The organism is Parasphingorhabdus sp. W113, from assembly GCF_055693205.1.
Window position 1 is genome coordinate 87,375 of the sequence record NZ_CM146328.1, and the last position, 20,332, is coordinate 107,706.

Here is a 20,332-nt window from a genome sequence, read left to right on the forward strand (position 1 = left end):
AAAATGTCAGAAGTACTTACGGATATTCAGGACGGTTTCATCGTCGTGACCATCAACCGGCCCGAGGCTAAAAATGCGATGACCAAGGCCGCCGCGGAAGGCATTCGCGCGGCAATGGAACAGCTCGACAACGACAACAGCCTCAATGCCGGGATCATCACCGGCGCCGGTGGCACGTTCTGCTCGGGCATGGATCTCAAGGGCTTTCTGCGCGGCGAAACGCCAGCGGTGAAAGGCTATGGCTTTGGCGGAATCACCGAAAAGGGACCGGAAAAGCCGATCATCGCGGCGGTCGAGGGCTATGCCCTGGCGGGTGGTCTGGAACTGGCGCTGGCCTGTGACCTGTGTGTTGCCAACAGCAACGCCAAATTCGGTATTCCCGAAGTCAAGCGCTCGCTGGTCGCGGCGGCTGGCGGGGTGATCAAGCTGCAGCAGCTGGTCGGCAAGCGGGTGGCGATGGAAATGGCACTGACCGGAGACTTTTTCTCCGCCCAGCGCGCCTATGATGTCGGTTTTGTCAATCGCCTGACCGATGGTCCGGCGCTGGATGCCGCGATTGAACTGGCCGCCACGGTGGCCGCCAACGGCCCGCTGGCGCTCAAGGCAACCAAGAAGATCATCAACGAAAGCTATGACTGGACCAGCGAAGAAGCCTGGAAGAAACAGGCCGAAATCACCGCGCCGGTCTTCACCTCGAAGGATGCGCAGGAAGGCTCGCTCGCCTTTGCCCAGAAGCGCAAGCCGGAATGGAAGGGCGAATAGCAATGCCCGATATCGAGCGCATCAATCCCGATAGCCTGCCCGACGCTGGCGCGATCGGCTATTCTCAGGTGACAACCTGCACACCAGGCAAGATGATCTTCATCTCGGGTCAGGTGGCCTGGACGCCAGCGGGCGATCCGCCGCCGCCGACGATTGCCGAACAGGCCAAGCTGGCCGCTGATAATCTTGGCAAGGCCCTGGCTTCGGCCGGTGCCGGTCCGGAAAATATCGTGTCGGCGCGGGTATTCATTGTCGATTATACCGAAGAGCGCGGCAATGACGCCTTTGGGCAGATCTTGGAGTTTTTGGCCGGTCACCAGGCGGCATGCACTGCCATTGGATGTTCGGCGCTCGCCGGTCCGGGGCTGCAAATCGAGATCGAGGCGATCGCGATTGTCTGACGAAATCGCAACCGGCAGTACCGATATTGTCGATCGCTGGGCAAGGGGGCACGCGCTTCCGGACTGGTTCACCGCTGCCATGGCCGTCCCGCGGGAAGACGCTTTTGTCGAAGTGGATGGCAATCAAGTGCACTATTTCCGTTGGGGCACGCGCGGCAATCCGCCGCTGCTGCTGACTCACGGCTTTCTCGCGCATGCGCGCTGCTTTGCCTTTATCGCGCCGTTTCTTGCGGCCGACTATGACATTATTGCTTATGACCTGGCCGGAATGGGCGAAAGCGAGATGATCACCGATTGCGATGGCACCAAGCGCGCCGAGCAGATGGTGGCCATTGCCGATGCTCTGGATCTGTTTTCCGGACCGGTGCCACCCAAGATCATTGCCCACAGCTTCGGATCGGGTGTCGCGCTGACCGCGATGGAGCTGGCCGGGGCGCGGTTTGGCGGCCTGGTCATTTGTGATCTGATGATCTTGCGGCCGGAACGACTGGCGGCGCATTTCAAGGAAGGCGGCGGGCCACCGGGATCGGGGCGCGCGGATCGTCCGAACAAGGTCTATCCCGACTATGAAACGGCGTATGGCCGCTTTGTCCTGTCGCCGCCGCAACCGGTGCAGCAGCCCTTCCTGTTCGATTATATGGCCTATCATTCGCTGCGACCGGCCGGAGACGGCGGCTGGTCGTGGAAATTCGATCCGAAAGTTTTCCAGCGCAGCGTGAGCGATCAGGAGCAGTGGATTCGTGCGCCGCATCGGATTGTCAATCTGCCGCACCGCCTGGCCATCGTCTATGGCGAGAACAGCAAATTGTTCGACAATGACAGCGCGGCCTTTCTGCGCGAATTGGGTGGAGACCATATCCCGATGATTGCGGTGCCGGAGGCAGAACATCATCTGATGCTCGATCAGCCGCTTGCTTTTGTTACCGCGTTGCGCTCTGTTCTGGCCTTGTGGGGCGAGGCCTGAGCGGAAAGAGGTGTGATGGTGAGCAGCAACAACCGCAGCCGCAGAGTGTCGGTCGTTCAGGCGGGTTCGGACCCATTTGACACGCCAGCGACCCTAGAGAAATTTGCCGATCTTCTGGCGCAAGCCAAGGCCGCCAAAAGCGATCTCGCGGTGTTTCCCGAAGCCTTTGTCGGCGGCTATCCCAAGGGTGTCGACTTTGGCGTCCGGGTCGGCTCGCGTGATGATGCCGGGCGGGACCTGTTCCGGCTCTATTCTGACAACGCCATCATGCTCGGGTCGCCGGAATTTGAGATGCTGAGCGAGGCGGTGGCGGCCAATGGTCTGGCGGCGGTGGTCGGCGCGATCGAACGCAAGGGGGCGACGCTCTATTGTTCCACCTTCAGTTTCGAGAAAGATGGCAGCCTGCTGGGCGTGCATCGCAAACTGGTCCCGACCGCGATGGAACGGCTGATCTGGGGGCAGGGCGATGGCAGCGATCTACCGGTCATGGACAGCAGCGCCGGCCGGCTGGTCAGCGCGATCTGCTGGGAAAATTACATGCCGCTGCTGCGCAGCTATTATTATGACGCACAGCCGGATTTTTATTGCGTGTCGACGGTCGACGATCGGCCAGTGTGGCTGCCGACCATGCAGACCATCGCGCTGGAGAGCCGTGCTTTTGTTCTCTCGGCCTGCCAATATCTCGAACGCGGGATAATCAGTCTTGATGATAGGCATTTTGACGCGCTGCAGGGCAATGCCCCCGACACCGTGCTGATCAGCGGCGGCAGCTGTATCATTGGTCCGTCGGGTGCGGTCCTCGCCGGCCCGGTCTTTGGCGAGGAGGTGATTCTCACCGCCGCTATTGATCTCGACGACCGGACCCGTGGCAAGTTCGACATGGATGTCGCCGGCCATTACGCGCGGCCGGATGTGTTTGAACTGCAAGCCAATGTGCAACCCCAGAAAAATGTCCGGAAGTCCTGAATTCGGGCGCTGCTAAGGCGCCGGTTCGGCTTTGCTCTGGCGCCGCCGAAAGACAAGCCAGCCGGTCCACAGCACCGCATAGAGCAGCAAGGATGCAAAAATCGCCGGCTTGGGATCCTCCAGCGAACTGATCGATCCGGCATAGGCGGCGATCAGCACATAGGGGGCGGTGCTGAGGGTGAAAAACAGCCCGTAGCGCCAGAACGGCATTCGCGTGGCGCCGGCCAGGCAGGCGGTCATCTCCGGGACCATGGGCGCAGCGCGTGCAAGCAGGATCATCACCGGGCCGTGGCGGTTGAATGTCGTGGTCAGCTCTTCGCGTTGGTCGGCATCGCCCACGATGGTGGCGATCGCCCGGCCACCCCATTGCCGGCTCGCCCAATAGCCGGTCGCCGCGCCGCAGCCAATGCCGAGAAATCCGGCTAGCGCACCGATCGGGAAGCCGAGAAAATATCCCGCCAGCAACAGGGTCGTCAAGGTCGGGACGGTGACGAACAGATCGACAAATAGCAGGATGATGACCAGCGCGAAGAGATAGCGGTGGTCCAGTGACGCAGCTTCGGTCAGCGCCGCCCGGATGGTGTCAGCGGTCAGCCAGCCAAAACCGTGCCCGAACAGGAACAGTAGGCCGAAAAAGCCGAGCATGACCAGCATCACTTTGAGCAGCGGGCGGATGGGCGTTCCTTTTCAGTTTGCCGATGCCCGTCGACCGGCGAGGGCGGGTCAGGCGTTCTTGATCGTCAGGCCGCCATCAACCGGAATTACCGCGCCGGTCAGAAAGCTCGCAGCAGGGAGGACGCAGGACAGCGTCATATGGGCAACCTCCTCGGGAATGGCATAGCGGCGTAGCGGCACTCGGCGTTTGGCATATATGGTCTTGTGCTCTTCGGCGATAGCATCGGTAATGCCGGTGCGGATCGGGCCCGGGCAGATGCAGTTGACGGTAATGGCTTCTCGGCCAAGGTCGACGGCCAGTCCGCGAGTCAGGCCGATCACGCCATGTTTGGCGGCGACATAGGGGCTGTTGCCCGGCGAGGCGCCCAGGCCTTCGGTCGAGGCGATATTGACGATACGGGGATGCTCGGCCTCGCGCAGATGGGGCAAGGCGGCCCGGATCATCCGCTGATGCGCGGCCAGCATGACCGCCACAGTCGGCTCCCAGCTGTCTTCATAGCTGTCTTCGGCGACATCGGCAGGGATCGCAAAGCCGGCATTGTTGACGAGAATATCAATGCCGCCAAAGGCCGTCGCAATCTCGCCCACAACCGCCTTGATCGCATCGGGATTGCTGACATCCAGCGCCCAGCCTTCCGCCGACCCGGCATAGCCGGCGGCGGCTATTTCCTCGACCACGGCATCGCATTTTGCCTGATCAAGATCGGTCACCGCCACGGTGGCGCCTTCCGAAGCGAACAGATGCGCGGTGGCCCGGCCCATACCGCTGGCGGCGCCGGTGACAATGGCTTTCTTGCCAGCGATTGAACGGCTTAGCGGTTGATAGGGTATCACGCTCAGGCCGCCTGAAAGCCTTTCAGGCGTTCGTTGATGATCGCATCGGCTTCGCTCATGATCCGGTCGATCAGTTCCTTGCAGGTCGGAATGTCATTGATCAGGCCCGCGACCATGCCGCAGCTCCAGGCGCCGGCATCCATCGTGCCTTCCATCATGATCTGTGGGTAGACGCCAGCAACCTGTTCGATAATATCGGTAAATTGCAAGTCGGCGCCTTTTTCCTTTTCGATCTCGAGCAGCTTCTCGACCGCTGAGTTGTTCAACACGCGTTCGGTGTTGCGCAGCGGGCGCATGACCAGGCGGGTGTCGAGCTCGCTGGCCGCGACAATCGCATCCTTGACGTTCTGGTGCACCGGCGCTTCCTTGGTGGCGATAAAGCGCGTGCCCATGTTCATGCCTTCGGCGCCCATGGCGAGCGAGGCGACGAGGCTGCGCGCATCGGCCTGACCGCCGGACGACACGAACGGGATGTCTAGTTCATCCGCCGCGCGGGGCAGCAGGATCATGTTGGGAATGTCGTCTTCGCCGGGATGGCCGCCGCATTCGAAGCCGTCGACCGAGACCGCGTCACAACCAATGCTCTGCGCCTTGAGCGCGTGGCGCACGGCGGTGCATTTGTGGATGATCTTGACGCCGGCTTCTTTCAGCGCGGGCAGATATTGGGCGGGATTATTGCCTGCGGTTTCTACCGCCTTGATGTCATTGTCGATGATCGCCTTGATATAGCCGGGATAGTCGGGTGTGTTGACGATCGGCAGGAAGGTCAGGTTGACGCCAATTGGCTTGTCGGTCAGCGCCTTGGCTTTCTTGATCTCCTTGTCGAGATCTTCCGGCGTCTTCTGGGTCAGACCGGTGATGATTCCGAGGCCACCCGCTTCGGACACAGCGGCCGCCAGTTCGGCAAATCCCACATAATGCATTCCGCCCTGAATGATCGGATGTTCGATGCCAAAAAGCTCGGTAATGCGTGTTTTCATGAGAGGTTTGTCCTTCGCTTATGGAGTCCCGCCGGGACGGAAACAGAGAATCTTAATCGTGCGATTAACTAGCAGTCCAGTCGCCGGTTGTCACGCCTTTCCAGATTTGATCCGGTGACGCTACGGCAAGCTCTGCGCCCAATAGCCGCGACCAGTGATGCTCGTTTCCGAGCGCGTCCCGCCACGCCCACAGGCGGCGGGTATAGTGGTGCAGGTCATATTCCTGGGTATAGCCCATGGCGCCGTGGACCTGGTGAAAAGGCACGGTGATCGCTTCGACGCTGTGGCCGATCTGGACTTTCGCGATCACCGCCTGATGCCAGGCCTGATCGGGGTTGTCGGCATGGTCGGCGAAGCTCGCCGCGGCCTGGGTTGCGGCCATGGTCGCGGCGGCGCTTTCGGAAGCCGCGACTGCCAATTGATGCTGGATTGCCTGAAATTTGGAGAGCGGCCGGCCGAACTGTTCCCGGTCGGAAACATAAGCGATTGAAAGCGCCAGCGCCGCTTCCATGGCGGCTGCCATCTGAACCGCGCGGACGGTCAGGATCAGCGCTTCTGCGGCCCGGCGCGACAAATTGGTCTGCGCCGAGGCAATCGCGCGCTGGCCGGAAAATGCGAAATGGGTCGCACCATCAGGCGACAGCGCATCGATGGCCTTGCGCCCGCCAGTGGGATTTTCGAACAGCGAAATCGCATTCTGGCTGTCATCGAAAAGCACGACATGGTCCGTTTGCGTACCGAAGGGAATGGTGGCAGCCGGCTCCTGTCCGCTCAGCGCGAAGCTGGCGCTGCCGGGTGCCGGGGGCAGGCCGGCCTGATCAAGCAGCCAGTTGGCGATTAGGGTTTCGGCAAAGGGCACCGGCGATGCGGCCGACGCAGAGGCCCAGATGGCGCCGAACACTTCGCTGATATCCGCGCCAAAGCCACCATTATCCTCGCTGACCCAGGCCAGCGGCAGGCCGTTTTCCTGCAACGCGTCCCACAGTGCTTGCGGATAAGTGCCGGCTTCGGCGGCGTGCGGCACTTCGCGATCGCACAGGTCAGTAAAGATTTTCGCGGCGGTCTCGGCGACCATGGCTTCGGTATTGATCATGGTGCTATCTCTTATCTCAGGCCCAGTTGCCGGGCGGTGATGCCCCGCATGACTTCGGTGGTGCCTCCGCGCAGGGTGTTGGGCGGCGAGCGCAACACGCCGATGGTCATGATCCGCCGCATCTCTTCGGACCATTCGGCCTCGGGCAGGTCGTTGAGCATCGCCCGGACCTGCTGGGTCAGATCATTTTCCAGCCGGTTGCCGAGATCCTTGACCAGCGCCGCTTCGGTTTCGGGCGAGACGCCTTCATGAAGCAGATTGGCGATGCCCCAGGACATGCCACGCAAGGTGCGTAAATTGGCAATCAGCTTGCCGAGCCGCGCCTGGCTGTCGGAGCCCAATTTGCCGTGCAATTGATAGAGCGCGGTTTCCAGGGTGATATAGCTCGACAGGAAGCGCTCCGGGCCCGACCGTTCCATCGCCAGTTCCCCGGTCACCTGTTTCCAGCCGCCGCCTTCCTCACCGAGCAGGGCGTCTTCCGGGACAATCACATCCTCGAAATAGACTTCGTTGAAATGGGCATCGCCGGACAGATCTGTAATCGGCTTCACGGTGACACCAGGCAGGCTGAGGTCGATCATGATCTGTGAAAGACCGACATGCCGGTTGCGGCCATCGGCAGGCGAGGTCCGCAGCAACGCAACCATATAGTGGCTCATATGCGCGCCCGAGGACCAGATTTTCTGGCCGCTGATTTTCCAGCCGCTGCCCGATTCCGTGGTCACTTTCTCTGCCGTGGTTTTGACATTGGCAAGATCGGAACCGGCACCGGGTTCGCTGAGGCCGATGGCAAAATAGCATTCTCCGGCGGCGATGCGGGGCAGGATATCGAGCTTTTGTTCTTCGGTGCCATGCTCGATCAGCATCGGCGCATGCTGGCGATCGGCAATCCAGTGGGCACCAACCGGCGCGCCGGCGCGCAAGGTCTCTTCGGTCACGATATAGCGTTCGAGCGCGGTCTTGCCCTGGCCGCCATATTGGGTCGACCAGGTCAGGCCGATCCAGCCGCGCGAACCCATTTTCCGGGAAAATTCCGGATCCGCCGAGGCCATCCAGCATTCCGGTTCGGGGCGAAAATGACCCGCCTCGCGCTCGGCCTTGAGAAAGGCCCGGAGCTCCGCGCGCAACTCTTCAAGCGCGGGGTCAGGCCGGACGACGGGAAAACGGAAACGTTGCATTGCAATGGGCCTCTGTCAGAGAAAATTCAGGGAGTGACGATGTTGAACTGGGGGTCGACCGGATCAAGCGCGTTGAACATGGTCGCCATCAGAATGACATTGCCAAGCACTTTCATCTTTCCCGATACGATCAGATCCCGGGCCTCGACCTGTTGCATCAGCAGCTGGGTGAAGTCACTCCGGCTGACGGTGATATTGGCAATCGCCCGCTCATTGGTGCCGGCGCGCGGAAACAATACCGATTTGCTCAGATCAACACTGACCGCCTCATTGCGATCCGGGAAGGTGAACTGGATGATCCCGCCGGCGCTGCGCATCTTGGCCGGATTGAACCGGGCGGCCAAGGCATCGAACAGGTCAATCGCGGGAATGCTGTTGAGCACCCGCGCATTGGTGGTGGCAACGCCCGATCCGCGATCATTGCCTTCGCGCAATTCCTTGGCGCCGGACAGATAGATGTTGCGCCAGGTGCCGGCTTCGGCCTGAAAACCCAGTTGCTCATAGGTCGATGCCAGCCATTTTTTCGCCTGTTCATTGTCGGGTGCGGCGAACACCAGATGGTTGAACACCGTGGCCGCCCAGCGATAATCGCCGCTGTTAAAGGCGGCTTCCCCGATTGTCAGCACGCGTTCGGCGCCGCCCATGGCGGCGACATATTTGCGCGCTGCGGCAACCGGCGGCAAGGCGTGATAATGGGCCGGCACGCCATCCCACCAGCCGAAATAGCGCTGATAGACCGCCTTGCTGTTATGGTTGAGCGTCCCGTAATAATCGCGCACGCCAAAATCGGTGGCGGCGAAATCCGGTTCTCCGATATTCTCGGCAATCTCGTGCATAGTTGCACCCTGATTGGCTTGTCGCAGGGTCTGGTCATGGACATAACGATACAGGCCGCGCTGGTTGGTCAGCGCGGTCCGGACATTCTCGCTGCCCCATGTCGGCCAGTGATGGCTGGCCAGCAGCACGGCGGCCCGATCGCCATATTTGGCGAGCATGGTGTCGATGACCTTGCTCCATTTCAGCGTATCGCGGACCAGCGCCCCGCGCGGGGTGAGAACATTGTGGAAATTGCGGGTCGCCACTTCGGCACTGTGCAGGGCCTTGAATTCCGGCAGATAGAAGACCAGTTCAGCCGGCGCCTCGGTTTCGCTGGCATCCATGAATTCGAAGGTGACGCCATCAATGATGACGGTCTCGCCTTCCTTGCCTATCGTCTTGGTCGGCGGGAGCAGTGCAAGATCGCCAGTTGAGAGAAATTGTCCCAGTCCGGTGCCGACATGGCCCGCTGGTCCGGCTGGCAGGTTGGTGCCAAACTGAAACTGGACCCGGCGATTCATCGCGGTTCCGGCAAGCACATTCTCGCCAATGGATTCGCGGAGGAACCCATGGGGCGCGATAATTTCGACATTGCCATATTGCTGATCCTGCGCGGTCAGCACGCCGCTGACACCGCCAAAATGATCGCCATGGCTATGGGTGAAGATCACCGCCTTGACCGGCCGCGCACCCAGCGTTTCGTTCGCGAGCGCGAGCGCCACCTTGGCCGGAGCGGGGGTGGTCAGGGGGTCAACGACAATCCATCCGGTCTTGCCGGCGATCAGAGTCATCACCGCAAGATCATAGCCGCGCAGCTGGTAAATGCCTTCTTCGACCTTGAACAGGCCGTGGATGCTGTTGAGCTTGCTCTGGCGCCAGAGCGAGGGATTGACGGTATCGGGGGCGGCATCCTTGACGAAATCAAACTGACCGGTTTCCCAGGCAACAGACCCGTCGGGGTTGAGAATCTGCGCGTCCTCGATCTTCGCCAGGAATCCGCGATTGGCATTGTCGAAATCGGTCTGGTCGGCAATTGGCAAGCGCGCGGCGACGCGGTCATTGGCCGCCTTGGTCGCGCCGGTGGCGATTCCTTCCGGCGGTTCTCCCGCTGCCATCAAAAGCGGCGCGGAGGCCAGCATGGCGAGTTTGGTAACGGTGGTGACGAATGCGGATTTGGTCATGATCATTGCCCCTTGAACACCGGTTTGCGCTTCTCGAGAATCGCATCAATGGCTTCCTGATGGTCGTCCAGCTGCTGCAACACGCCCTGAAACAGGGCGGCCTGGTCGAGATTTTCCTTCAGCGTCACGCTTTGCGCGGTGCGCACCAGTTCCTTGGTCTTGCGAATCGCGAGCGGTGGCAGGCCGACGACCATCTCCGCCAGTTCATAGGCGCGGGCGAGCAACCCGTCATTGGCCACCACTTCCGAGACCAGCCCGTAATCAAGCGCCTTGTGGGCGTCGATAAACTCGCCGGTAAACAGCATCTGGTTGGCACGCGCCTGACCGATGATACGGGGCAACAGCCAGGCTCCGCCGTCGCCCGGAATGATGCCCACACGCAGAAAGCTCTCGGCAAAAATCGCATCTTCGCCGGCAATGCGGATGTCGCACATCGTGGTCAGATCATTGCCCGCGCCGATCGCGTGGCCGTTGACCGCGGCAATGACCGGAACCGAAATCTGCGCCATGGTCAGCGGAATCTGCTGGATGCCGGTCTTGTACCAATTCTCGATCTGGAGCGGGGTCATGTTCTGCTCTTTGGTCATCGCCTTGATCTCGTGGAGATTACCGCCGGAGGAAAAGCTCTTGCCGTTGGCGGCGAGGACCACGCAACTGACACCGCTATCGGCATCGGCGCGTTTCATCGCGGAGACCAGCGCCTCGCACACGTCGCCGGACAGAGCGTTGCGCGTCTCCGGCTTGTTCAACGTGATCGTGACCACCCGGTCCTGTTTGTCATATAAAACGACGTCGCTCATCTTGTCCCCACTCCTGGCTGTATTTTGATCGCTCTTCCATTGCAGGCCCGCTCCGGTTCTGCAAGAGAGGGTTCCGCGCCAAGGGATGAGCTTTGATCATGATATCCTGTCCAAAATTGCAAGAAGATCAAGAGCAAGCCGGTTTTACGCTGGTGGAACTGATGGTGGTGATTGTGATTCTCGGCCTGATGGCTTCGGTAGCGGTGCTCGCGCTCCCCGATGGCGATGACGGGTTGGATCGGGACGCCCAGACCTTCGCGGCGCGCACGGCGGCGCTGCGTGACAATGCCATTCTCCAATCTCGGCCGATGGCGGTGCAGGTGACCCCGTCGGGCTACAGTTTTCTCGAACGGCGCAAGGGCGCCTGGTCGGTCATCGAGACCAAGCCGTTCCGGTCGACCAACTGGTCACCTGGTGTCTCTGCGGCGGTTGGCGAAGCGGGTCCGTTGCTGATCAGTTTTGAAAGCACCGGCTTGCCGGCGGATCAGGCGACCTTGCAACTGACCTATCAGGATGTTTCACGATCCATTGTCATCGCGCCAATGGGCGACGTTGCGCTGGTCAATGACGAGGTTCAGCCATGACGGGTCTGGTGCCAAGACCACCCCGGCAAGGCGGCTTCACGCTGATCGAGATGCTCGTCGCGCTGTCGGTCTTCAGTCTGGCGGCGCTCGCCCTGATCCGGCTGCAAGGCTATACCACGCGCAATAGCGGAGAGCTTGAATTGCGGGTGGTTGCCCAGTCGGTCGCGCGCAATCGGGCAGTGGAATTGCTGACCGATCCCCGCCCGCCTTCGCTGGGCGAATCATCAGGCCAGGAGGAAAATGGCGGCCGGACCTGGATCTGGGTCCAAAATGCCACGCTGACCGAAGAGGGGCAGTTCATCCAGGTGGATATTGCGGTTCAGGACGCGGCCAGCGGCGCGCCCGCATCGCTCACCATCCTGCGGCCTGCCGGTATTGTCCTGGATGCGCCGGTTCCTGCACCGCCACAAAACCCGTCCGGTCAATAAAGACAAGGTCGTTCAGGCGCTTTTCAGCGGAACACGACGGTGCGGTTGCCGTTGCGCAGGATTCGGTGTTCCCCGGCCCACTGGACCGCACGCGCGAGCACCTGGGCCTCGATGTCGCGGCCGATGCGGATCATCTCCTCGACGCTGGCTCGGTGATCGACCCGCTCGACAGCCTGTTCGATAATCGGGCCTTCGTCGAGATCGGGGCTGACAAAATGCGCCGTTGCACCCATCAGCTTGACCCCGCGGGCGTGCGCGCGGTGATAGGGTTTTGCGCCTTTGAAGCCGGGCAGGAAACTGTGATGGATATTGATGCAGCGCCCACTAAGCTCAGTCGAAAGCTTGTCCGACAGGACCTGCATATAGCGGGCGAGGATCAGATAGCTGGCGGATTGCTGATCCATGATATCGAGGATCGCCTGTTCCTGCTCGGCGCGGTTGTCGTCAGCAACCGGGAGATAGTGAAACGGCACATCATGCCATTCGGTCAGCGCGCGCAGGCTGTCGTGATTGCTCACCACCGCGGCAATATTCACTGGCAGGCTACCGGTTTTCCAGCGATGGAGCAGATCGTTCAGACAATGGCTGCCCTTTGATACCGCGATCACGATATTCGGTTTGTCGGTACCCCGCACCAACGCCCAGTCGAGTGCATAGCGCGATCCGATGACCGCGAATTTTTCCTGCAACTGGTCGAGCCCGTCGGGAAAGCGGTCGCCCGCGCGTTTGAAATCGACCCGCATGAAAAAGCGCTCGCTTGCGAGATCGGCATATTGCTGGCTATCGAGAATGAAACCGTCATGATCGGCCAGAAAGCCGGTCACCGCGGCAACCAGTCCGACCCGGTCTGTTGCGGTCAGGGTCAGAATATAATTTTCAGTCATAAAAGTCGCCTTCGCTGTCCCGACGCAATTGGCGCAAAAGAGCGCATTTGAAAAGGGATTTTCCTTGTGCTGATGGCTGCAGCGATTAGAAGCCTAGGCGACGATTGCCGGCAATGAATACGAAATTGGAGTATCAGGACATATCATGAGCGACAACGAATCCTGGGATATTGATGATCTGCCCGAAGGCGAAGACTCGCAACTCGAATGGTGGGATTTTGACGACCGTCAGAGCATGATCGAAGCGGTGACCGGCGATATTCAATTCATCATCGAAAGTGCGCTCGATGCGCGCGGGCAATCGCTCATCGCCTTGCCGGCTGATGCGGACGCCATGCCGGTGCTCGAGGCGCTCGCTGAAAAAGATATTAAGTGGAAATATGTGACGATCATTCCAACCGATGACTATCTGGTGTCGGTTGATGATCCGCGCAGCCATGTCAAGACACTGGCACAGCTGTTCCTCACGCGCGGCGCACGGGTCCTGCCGATCGCCACCGAGAATGAAGATTATCACCTAGCCGGTGGCGCAGCGGACGCCCGGCTTCAGGATTTGCACTGGCCACCAGATCTGGTCTGGCTCGGCATGGGCGCCGATGGCAGCACGGCCGGCCTCAAGGACAGCGCCGATATCGAGGAAGCGATGGATGGCCCCAAGGAAAAACGCGCCGTCGGGATCATGCCGGATGATGGCGACACCCCGTTGGTGACGATTACCAAGGCCGCCATCTGCGAGGCGCGCACGGTGCTCGTGCTGCTGAACGGTGCGGCCGCGCAGATGCAGCTGGAACAAGCCATTGACGAGGGCGCGAGCAGCATGGCGCCGATTGGCCGGGTCTTTGCCGACCTGACCGTACCTGTGGATATCTATGTGGAAAACTAGGGGTTCAGTCTTTCCTGACCTTCGCCGATACAAAACCGCAACCAGTCTTCGATCGCCGCAATGGCTTTTGGACTGAGCTTGAACTGATTGTTTTGCGGATAATTTCCGGTTTTCACTTCATCGAGATACGCCCTGTCGATCAATAGCGAAATATACCGGCGGCTGATCGCTTCGGACAGCTTGTGCCGGCGACCAATGGCAAGGGCGCTGTTGTCAGTCATTTCTGCAGGGGTCACATAAAGATCGAGCAAGATGTCCCACGACCGATCGCTCCAATCCATGCCCGGTATGAAATCCGTCCGCTGCTGGTTGCAACGGAGAATGAACCGGGCCAGCGCCAGAAGCTCGAGATTTCGGCCCCGCGGATTATTGGGATTGGGAATGGCGTCTTGTGGACTGAAATTCGATGTCTTCAACCTGGTGCCCCCCGGCGGCTTCGCGAACCGTCTCATGGTGAGCGCGATCCAGCGTGATAAGCCGAATTAAACCGACTGTTGGCGCGACGGTTTTACAATTCGACTAAGCCGCTATGGCAGTCGGCGAATCGCATGCCCATATCATTTCGTATTTATTTGGAGGGGGCGGTTGGGGCGCCAGCCAAGAACCGGGTCTGACGGACGATCTATTCTCGCTATTCGGCTGGTCCAGTTGACGAAGCAATCCGCTGAACAACCGATGAAGATTGTATCGGCATATCGTCTTGATCTTCCAGCAGGCTGATGGCTTCGGCGATTTTCAAAGCCGCAACCGAGAGGCCAAGCGCGTCGAGTTCGAACAAGATCTTGTCCAGGTCCGCCACTATTTTCTGCTGTCGGTTCATGGCTTATCTACTTCCATCAAGGACAATGATCTTCGCCTCATGGCGCGGCGGCCGTCCCGCTGGAAACCGGTTTGGTGCGCGTTTGCAGTCCTGGTGATTATGTCCCGGCACGAGATTTGTCAATTTGGTTCGACAGCGGAAGCGCTGCCGGTATTTGCGGGGATGGTACCATGGTCTTGGCTCACGGCTCTGGTCTTGGCGGCGCTACGGAACTGGCTGGGATAGAATCCGGTCTGGTGTCGGAAGAAGCGGGAAAAATTACCGGGTTCTGAGAAACCGAGCTCGGAGGCGAGAAATTCTATACTGTCCGAGGATGTCGCCAGCTGATTTCTCGCATAGACCATGCGCAGCGCGTTCCAGCAGATATTCGGCGTCGTGTTCAGGTGAAAGCGGAACAGATTGAACAGCCGTTGCCGTGACACACCGATTTTCCGCGCCACAGTCTCTACGTCATCGTGCAAATGCATGTGGCCGCGCATATAGTGAATTGCGGCGCCGATCTTCGCTTCTGCGGCTTGAACATCCGATGGGTTGGCTGAACGGCTGTCGCGCGCTGTACCATCCATCAGCGTCATCTGGTTGATAAACTGTTCCACCCACAAAGTCGCCTCGTCTGCCGGGAGGCGATCCTCGTTCGCCTTGACGAATTGATTGACCAGCTCGCGCATCTTGCTCGTCAGCCGGATGATGTTGTCGAAAAACCGCGCGCCCGGTGCTGGCTTTGAAAATGTCGAGACCAACCAATGACTGTGCAGGTAAATGACCAGGAACTTGCCGCCTTGCGTGACCAGCTGATGGTCATGTTTTTCCATCGGATTAACGAAAACGGCGTCATGGTAGCTCAGCGTCAATGGCCGATCGTTGACGGTAATGATGTCCTGTGTTTCCGGCGTCAGCGCAACGACGATTTGTGCTTCTTCATGGGCGTGGGCCGCGAGGCCTTCGGACAGCGTCAAAATGGTGAAATTGCCGAAAGCGGCTTCGCCCATATGCAGAATATCCGACATTGCCGACTCCTTCCCCTGGACCGCGCATAGCATGTTTTTTGTTTGCTTTGAACTGCATAGGCTGATGCGGCCACGATAACCGGTGAATTTGACGGTTTTCGGGACCAAGCCGGGCTCAGCACAGCGCCACGACAAGTGATTGATTTAATCGCACGCTTAAACCATGATGGTGCAGAAGCGAATCGTGACCCAAAGCGATCGCCCCAATCGGAGAGCGAACACCCATGCACCCTTATCTGCATGCTCAGGACAAACCTGATCAACCCGCAATCATCATGGCCGGATCCGGGGAAGTTGAAACCTATGCGCAGCTCGACCGCGCGAGCAACCGACTGGCCCATTTGTTCCGTCAGCAAGGCCTGCAAATCGGAGACACGGTGGCTGTTCTCATGGAAAACCACCCGCGCTTTTTCGACATTGTATGGGCGGCCCAGCGGGCCGGGCTCTACTATGTGGCGATTCCCAGCCGGCTGACCGCAGCAGAGGCTTCCTATATCCTGTCGGACAGCGGTGCATCCTTGCTGATCAGTTCGGCGATGAAAAGCCCGGTCGCGGACGAGCTCCAAAAGCTCAATCCAGATGTGACGCAATTTCTCTATGGCGGCGAAGCAGAACGTGCGATCGAACCGGTTCTGGAGAGCCTGCCCGCTACCCCGATTGCCGATCAGCGGCACGGCACCGACATGCTCTACAGCTCGGGCACCACCGGCCGGCCCAAGGGCGTGCGCATTCCGTTTCCGCAAGATGAAGATATCGGGCAATCCAATGCGCTTGTGATGATGGCACAGGGGGCATTCGGATTTCAGCCGGGTTGCACCTATCTGTCGCCCGCGCCCCTTTATCACGCGGCCCCGCTGCGCTGGTGCATGACCGTGCACAAGCTTGGCGGCACGGTCATCATCATGGAGAAATTCGATCCCGAGGATGCGCTGGCGCTGATCGAGAAATATAAGGTCGATGTCAGCCAGTGGGTGCCGACCCATTTCAATCGCATGCTCAAGCTGCCTGCCGAGACGCGCGCCAAATATGATGTGTCGAGCCTCAAGAGCGCGGTCCATGCTGCGGCCCCTTGTCCGGTGCCGGTGAAAGAGGCGATGATCGACTGGTGGGGCCCGATATTGATGGAATATTATGCCGGGTCCGAGGGCAATGGCTTTACGTTCATCAACTCCCCAGACTGGCTGAAACACAAGGGCTCTGTCGGTCGGGCCTTGCTCGGAACGGTCCGCATCTGTGACGAAAATGATGACGAGGTGCCGGTCGGCGAAGAAGGCCAGATCTTTTTCGAAGGGGGATCCCCCTTTGCCTATCATAACGATCCGGAAAAAACCAAGGCGGCAGCGAACAAGCATGGCTGGACCTCGCTCGGCGATGTCGGGAAGGTGGACGAGGATGGTTTCCTATATTTGACCGACCGCAAGAGTTTCATGATCATTTCCGGCGGCGTCAATATCTATCCCCAGGAAATCGAGAATTTGCTGGTCACTCATCCGAAAGTGGCCGACGCGGCGGTGATCGGCGCGCCCGATGAAGATATGGGCGAGAAAGTTGTCGCCATCGTCCAGCCCATGGACATGGCGGATGCCGGCGATGCCTTTGCGCAGGAACTGGAAGCCTATCTGCGCCAGACCCTGTCGGGGGTGAAAGTGCCCCGGCAAATCGACTTCCGTGCCGAATTGCCGCGCGAAGCGACGGGCAAGCTCTACAAGCGTCTGCTCCGGGATGAATATTGGGGCAAGAAGGGCAGCAAGATCGTCTGATGACCGCTCCGCTCTCCGCTAATGCCCTGCGTGACCTTGCTGTCGATGGTTATTTCGGCCGGGTGGCAGCGCGCGACATGGCGGGACTGATGGCCAATATTGCGGCGGATGCCACGATGGAAATCCCGCCGCTGGCCATCGCCTTTCGCGGGAAGCCCGATATCCAGGCCCATTTCGAGGATTTTCTCGACGCCTATAGCGCCATCCAGATTGACGAATTTGTCACAACTGCGGACCCCGACACGGCCAGCGTTGCCGTCCGTTTTCACATCCATTTACAGGACGCCCGGACCGGAGCGCAGAGCGATTTGCATAACTGTAATTTTTTCCATTGCGATGATGATGGCCGGATCAGGCAGATCATCATTTACATGAGTGCTCTTCCGACCACCGGCTTTGCCGCCGGGGCGCAGAGCTTACACTAGACAGGTAAAGACCATGACAAATACTGCATCCCATACCGATAACATGCCGGTTCCCGCCCCGGTTGCTCAGTCGCTGATCAACCCCAAAGTCTATGCCGAATGGGATGATTTGCTCGATCTATTTGACGATCTGCGTAGCAAGCCCGGTCTCGCTCGGGTGGAAAATGACCCGCTGCACGATCCGTTCTGGCTGGTGACGCGCTATGATGATGTCATGCGGATCAGCAAGGACAATAGCACCTTTCTCAACGCACCGCGCGAGGTCGTGTTCGGCTTGCGCGCCGGCGAAGAAATGGTCAAGGCGATCACCGGGGGCAGTCCGCATCTGGTCAATTCGCTGGTCGCCCTGGACGCCCCAACCCACCCGAAATATCGCCGCCTGACCCAGGACTGGTTCATGCCCAAAAATCTCAGGCAGATGGAGGCGGAACTCGGCCAGCTTGCCAAGACAACCGTCGACCGCTTGGTAGCGGCCGGGCTGGAGGCGGATTTTGTGCCTTTGGTCTCGGCGCCTTATCCGCTCCATGTGGTCATGCAGATTCTCGGTGTTCCGGAGTCCGACGAACAGCGCATGCTGTTTCTCACCCAGCAGATGTTCGGCGGACAGGACGAAGATCTCAACAAGACCGGCATGGCCAATATGACAGCCGAACAAATCACTCAGCTGGTGGTTGGCGCGGTGGCGGATTTTGAAGCCTATTTCGCCAAGCTGACCGAAGAAAAGCGCGCCAACCCGAGCGATGACGTCGCCAGCGTGATTGCCAATGCCAAGGTGGATGGCGCCCATCTCAGCGACCGGGACATGGCGGGCTATTATATCATCCTCGCTGCGGCCGGCCATGACACGACATCGGCTTCAACCGCGGGGGCGATGATGGCGCTGGCGCAGGATCCGGACCAGTTCCAACGCCTCAAAGCCGATCGCGATCTGTTGCCGGGTCTGATCGAGGAAGCGATTCGCTGGACCTCGCCGGTACAGCATTTCATGCGCACGGCGGCAGAAGACACGGAAGTCGGCGGGCAGGCGATCGCCAAGGGCGATTGGCTGATGATCAGCTATGTTGCCGCCAATCATGATCCGGCGGTGTTTGATGACCCGCGGCGTTTTGATGCATCACGGTCGCCCAATCGCCATCTCGCCTTTGGCGGCGGGGCGCATCAATGTCTCGGCCTGCACATGGCGCGGATGGAGATGAAGATTCTGTTCAACGAGCTGCTCGACCGGATCGAGACGCTGGAACTGGCGGGCGAACCGAAGCGGGCGCAGTCGACCTTTGTCGGCGGGCTGAAAACGCTGCCCATTCGATACACTCTATCAAAATGAGAGGCGCTTGCCGCCTTGTAATTGGCTATCAGCACCCAAAATAGGCACCACAGACAAGCAACAGGCAAAAATACCCAAAGGAGAGCGAAATGATTATCCAATATAAGAATCTGATCAACGGGAAGATGATCGCCACCGACACCATGCTGGATGTCGTCAATCCGGCCAATGAAGAAGTCATCGGCCAGGTGCCGGCATGCGGGGAAGCCGAATTGAATGAGGCGGTTGCCGCCGCGCGGGGTGCGTTTCCGGCCTGGAGCAAGAAACCCATCGAAGAGCGCCGCGCTGTGGTTCAGGCCATTTCGGCGACGATCAAGGAAAATGCTGACGAACTGTTCCGGTTGTTGACCAGCGAGCAGGGCAAGCCCCATGCTCAGGCGCAAGGCGAAATTATCGGGGCTTCGATGATGGCCGGCGCACAGTCGACCCTCGATCTTGATGACGAAATTAACGAAGATAGCGACGAGCGGCTGAGCCGCACCCGGCGGGTTCCGGTCGGCGTGGTCGGCGGCATTGTGCCGTGGAATTTCCCGGTCATGATGGCGGTCCAGAAAATTGCGCCGGCCTTGTTGTCCGGGTGCACAATCGTGCTCAAACCATCGCCGTTCACACCGCTGACAACCTTGCGGCTGGCGGAGCTGATTGCCGATGTCGTACCCGCGGGCGTGGTGAATATCATCACCGGCGAGGATGATCTCGGACCAATGATCACCGGCCACCCCGATATCGACAAGATCACCTTCACCGGATCCACTGCGACCGGCAAGAAAATCATGGAAGGCGCGTCCAAGGATCTCAAGCGGATCACGCTCGAACTCGGCGGCAACGACGCCTCGATCGTGCTGCCGGACGCCAATGTCGAGAAAGTGGCCGAGCAACTGTTCTGGTCGAGCTTTACCAATGCCGGTCAAATCTGTGTTGCCGCGAAGCGCATCTATATCCACGAAGATATTTATGACGAGTTGAGCGCGGCGATTGCCGAATATGCCAAGCATGTCAAAGTCGGCGATGGCGCGCAGCAAGGCACGGCTGTCGGTCCGATCCAGAACAAGAAGCAATATGAGCGGGTGCTCGAGCTGGTGCAGGACGCTAAGGATAATGGCTATAAATTCCTCGTTGGCGGCGATCATGATCCCGACGTCCCGGGCTATTATATGCCGATCACGATCCTCGACAATCCGCCCGAAGACGCGCGGATTGTGGCGGAAGAGCAATTTGGCCCGGTCATGCCGCTGATGAAATTCTCCACCGAGGAAGAAGTGATTCAGCGCGCCAATGACAGCGAATATGGTCTGGCTGGCGCGGTATGGACCGCCAACCCGGACAAGGGCGTTGAAATTGCCGAGCAGCTCGAAACCGGCACGGTGTGGGTCAATGAATTTCTCCACCTGTCGCCCTTCGCGCCTTTTGGCGGCCACAAGCAATCGGGCTTTGGCGCCGAATATGGCAAGGAAGGCCTGCTCGAGTTCACCTATCCGCAGGTGATCACGGTGAAGAAAGACAATGTGCCCGCTTAAGCGGCGCGCGCGCTGATCAGAAAGCCGGTTATCACTATTGTGATGGCCGG

The 20,332-nt window shown here is 59.5% G+C and carries 22 protein-coding genes; 11 read left to right on the forward strand and 11 right to left on the reverse strand.

The features are described from left to right. The first annotated feature begins 3 nt into the window (after positions 1–3). The 4 genes from ACZ1GS_RS00375 to ACZ1GS_RS00390 are packed head-to-tail and all read left to right on the forward strand — an operon-like array spanning position 4 to position 3,093. Entirely contained in the window at positions 4–762 is a 759-nt protein-coding gene (locus tag ACZ1GS_RS00375) for a crotonase/enoyl-CoA hydratase family protein (RefSeq protein WP_472696531.1), read from the forward strand. A 2-nt stretch (positions 763–764) separates the two neighbouring features. Beyond that, positions 765–1,163 (forward strand): RidA family protein, encoded by a 399-nt coding sequence (locus tag ACZ1GS_RS00380; protein ID WP_472696532.1) that lies wholly within the window; start codon positions 765–767, stop codon positions 1,161–1,163. Beyond that, positions 1,156–2,127 carry an alpha/beta fold hydrolase gene (locus tag ACZ1GS_RS00385; protein WP_472696533.1) on the forward strand — a complete coding sequence of 324 codons (972 nt, stop codon included), beginning with the start codon at positions 1,156–1,158 and terminating at the stop codon, positions 2,125–2,127. Before ACZ1GS_RS00380 ends, ACZ1GS_RS00385 begins: the two co-directional genes overlap by 8 nt. 15 nt (positions 2,128–2,142) lie before the next feature. Next, positions 2,143–3,093, forward strand: a complete 951-nt coding sequence (locus ACZ1GS_RS00390; RefSeq protein ID WP_472696534.1) for a carbon-nitrogen hydrolase family protein — start codon at positions 2,143–2,145, stop codon at positions 3,091–3,093. 12 nt (positions 3,094–3,105) lie between these two features. Here ACZ1GS_RS00390 and ACZ1GS_RS00395 read toward each other — a convergent pair whose 3' ends face one another. From ACZ1GS_RS00395 to ACZ1GS_RS00425, 7 genes are all read right to left on the reverse strand, one after another. After that, positions 3,106–3,747 (reverse strand): VTT domain-containing protein, encoded by a 642-nt coding sequence (locus ACZ1GS_RS00395; protein ID WP_472696535.1) that lies wholly within the window; start codon positions 3,745–3,747, stop codon positions 3,106–3,108. 69 nt (positions 3,748–3,816) lie between these two features. Then, a complete protein-coding gene (locus tag ACZ1GS_RS00400) occupies positions 3,817–4,602 on the reverse strand; it encodes an SDR family NAD(P)-dependent oxidoreductase (RefSeq protein ID WP_472696536.1) in 786 nt (261 codons plus the stop codon). Positions 4,603–4,604: 2 nt separating this feature from the next. Continuing rightward, complete coding sequence (locus ACZ1GS_RS00405) at positions 4,605–5,582, reverse strand: NAD(P)H-dependent flavin oxidoreductase (RefSeq protein WP_472696537.1); 978 nt, start codon at positions 5,580–5,582, stop codon at positions 4,605–4,607. A gap of 64 nt (positions 5,583–5,646) precedes the next feature. Then, on the reverse strand, positions 5,647–6,675 hold the full coding sequence (locus tag ACZ1GS_RS00410; protein ID WP_472696538.1) for an acyl-CoA dehydrogenase family protein: 1,029 nt from the start codon (positions 6,673–6,675) through the stop codon (positions 5,647–5,649). Positions 6,676–6,686: 11 nt separating this feature from the next. Next, complete coding sequence (locus ACZ1GS_RS00415) at positions 6,687–7,853, reverse strand: acyl-CoA dehydrogenase family protein (RefSeq protein WP_472696539.1); 1,167 nt, start codon at positions 7,851–7,853, stop codon at positions 6,687–6,689. Between the two features lie 26 nt (positions 7,854–7,879). After that, positions 7,880–9,850: an alkyl/aryl-sulfatase gene (locus ACZ1GS_RS00420; protein ID WP_472696540.1), complete on the reverse strand. Its 1,971-nt coding sequence runs from the start codon at positions 9,848–9,850 to the stop codon at positions 7,880–7,882. Between the two features lie 2 nt (positions 9,851–9,852). Further along, positions 9,853–10,650, reverse strand: a complete 798-nt coding sequence (locus ACZ1GS_RS00425; protein WP_472696541.1) for an enoyl-CoA hydratase-related protein — start codon at positions 10,648–10,650, stop codon at positions 9,853–9,855. 98 nt (positions 10,651–10,748) lie between these two features. Between ACZ1GS_RS00425 and ACZ1GS_RS00430 the strand changes: the two genes are divergently transcribed. Together ACZ1GS_RS00430 and gspI are read left to right on the forward strand one after the other, a co-directional pair. Continuing rightward, positions 10,749–11,234, forward strand: coding sequence for a GspH/FimT family pseudopilin (locus ACZ1GS_RS00430; RefSeq protein WP_472698176.1), 486 nt, complete (start codon positions 10,749–10,751; stop codon positions 11,232–11,234). After that, entirely contained in the window at positions 11,231–11,662 is a 432-nt protein-coding gene (gene gspI, locus ACZ1GS_RS00435) for a type II secretion system minor pseudopilin GspI (RefSeq protein WP_472696542.1), read from the forward strand. The genes ACZ1GS_RS00430 and gspI overlap by 4 nt, the downstream gene beginning before the upstream one ends. Before the next feature lie 23 nt (positions 11,663–11,685). On the opposite strand, the gene purU is transcribed toward gspI, so the two are convergent. Beyond that, entirely contained in the window at positions 11,686–12,546 is an 861-nt protein-coding gene (gene purU, locus ACZ1GS_RS00440) for a formyltetrahydrofolate deformylase (protein ID WP_472696543.1), read from the reverse strand. Between the two features lie 145 nt (positions 12,547–12,691). On the opposite strand from purU, the gene ACZ1GS_RS00445 reads away from it, so the two are divergent. Continuing rightward, a complete protein-coding gene (locus ACZ1GS_RS00445; RefSeq protein WP_472696544.1) occupies positions 12,692–13,429 on the forward strand; it encodes a 6-phosphogluconolactonase in 738 nt (245 codons plus the stop codon). Here ACZ1GS_RS00445 and ACZ1GS_RS00450 read toward each other — a convergent pair. The 3 genes from ACZ1GS_RS00450 to ACZ1GS_RS00460 form a co-directional block, all read right to left on the reverse strand. Then, on the reverse strand, positions 13,426–13,845 hold the full coding sequence (locus ACZ1GS_RS00450; RefSeq protein ID WP_472696545.1) for a hypothetical protein: 420 nt from the start codon (positions 13,843–13,845) through the stop codon (positions 13,426–13,428). The two genes, ACZ1GS_RS00445 and ACZ1GS_RS00450, sit on opposite strands and share 4 nt — an antisense overlap. Positions 13,846–14,060: 215 nt before the next feature. After that, a complete protein-coding gene (locus tag ACZ1GS_RS00455; RefSeq protein WP_472696546.1) occupies positions 14,061–14,249 on the reverse strand; it encodes a hypothetical protein in 189 nt (62 codons plus the stop codon). Positions 14,250–14,368: 119 nt separating this feature from the next. After that, on the reverse strand, positions 14,369–15,256 hold the full coding sequence (locus ACZ1GS_RS00460) for an AraC family transcriptional regulator (protein WP_472696547.1): 888 nt from the start codon (positions 15,254–15,256) through the stop codon (positions 14,369–14,371). A 224-nt stretch (positions 15,257–15,480) separates the two neighbouring features. On the opposite strand from ACZ1GS_RS00460, the gene ACZ1GS_RS00465 reads away from it, so the two are divergent. From ACZ1GS_RS00465 to ACZ1GS_RS00480, 4 genes are all read left to right on the forward strand, one after another. Then, positions 15,481–17,016: an acyl-CoA synthetase gene (locus ACZ1GS_RS00465; protein WP_472696548.1), complete on the forward strand. Its 1,536-nt coding sequence runs from the start codon at positions 15,481–15,483 to the stop codon at positions 17,014–17,016. Then, positions 17,016–17,441: a nuclear transport factor 2 family protein gene (locus ACZ1GS_RS00470; protein WP_472696549.1), complete on the forward strand. Its 426-nt coding sequence runs from the start codon at positions 17,016–17,018 to the stop codon at positions 17,439–17,441. Before ACZ1GS_RS00465 ends, ACZ1GS_RS00470 begins: the two co-directional genes overlap by 1 nt. A 13-nt stretch (positions 17,442–17,454) precedes the next feature. Beyond that, positions 17,455–18,765 (forward strand): cytochrome P450, encoded by a 1,311-nt coding sequence (locus ACZ1GS_RS00475; RefSeq protein ID WP_472696550.1) that lies wholly within the window; start codon positions 17,455–17,457, stop codon positions 18,763–18,765. Between the two features lie 89 nt (positions 18,766–18,854). Then, positions 18,855–20,282, forward strand: a complete 1,428-nt coding sequence (locus ACZ1GS_RS00480; protein ID WP_472696551.1) for an aldehyde dehydrogenase family protein — start codon at positions 18,855–18,857, stop codon at positions 20,280–20,282. Positions 20,283–20,332 lie beyond the last annotated feature (50 nt).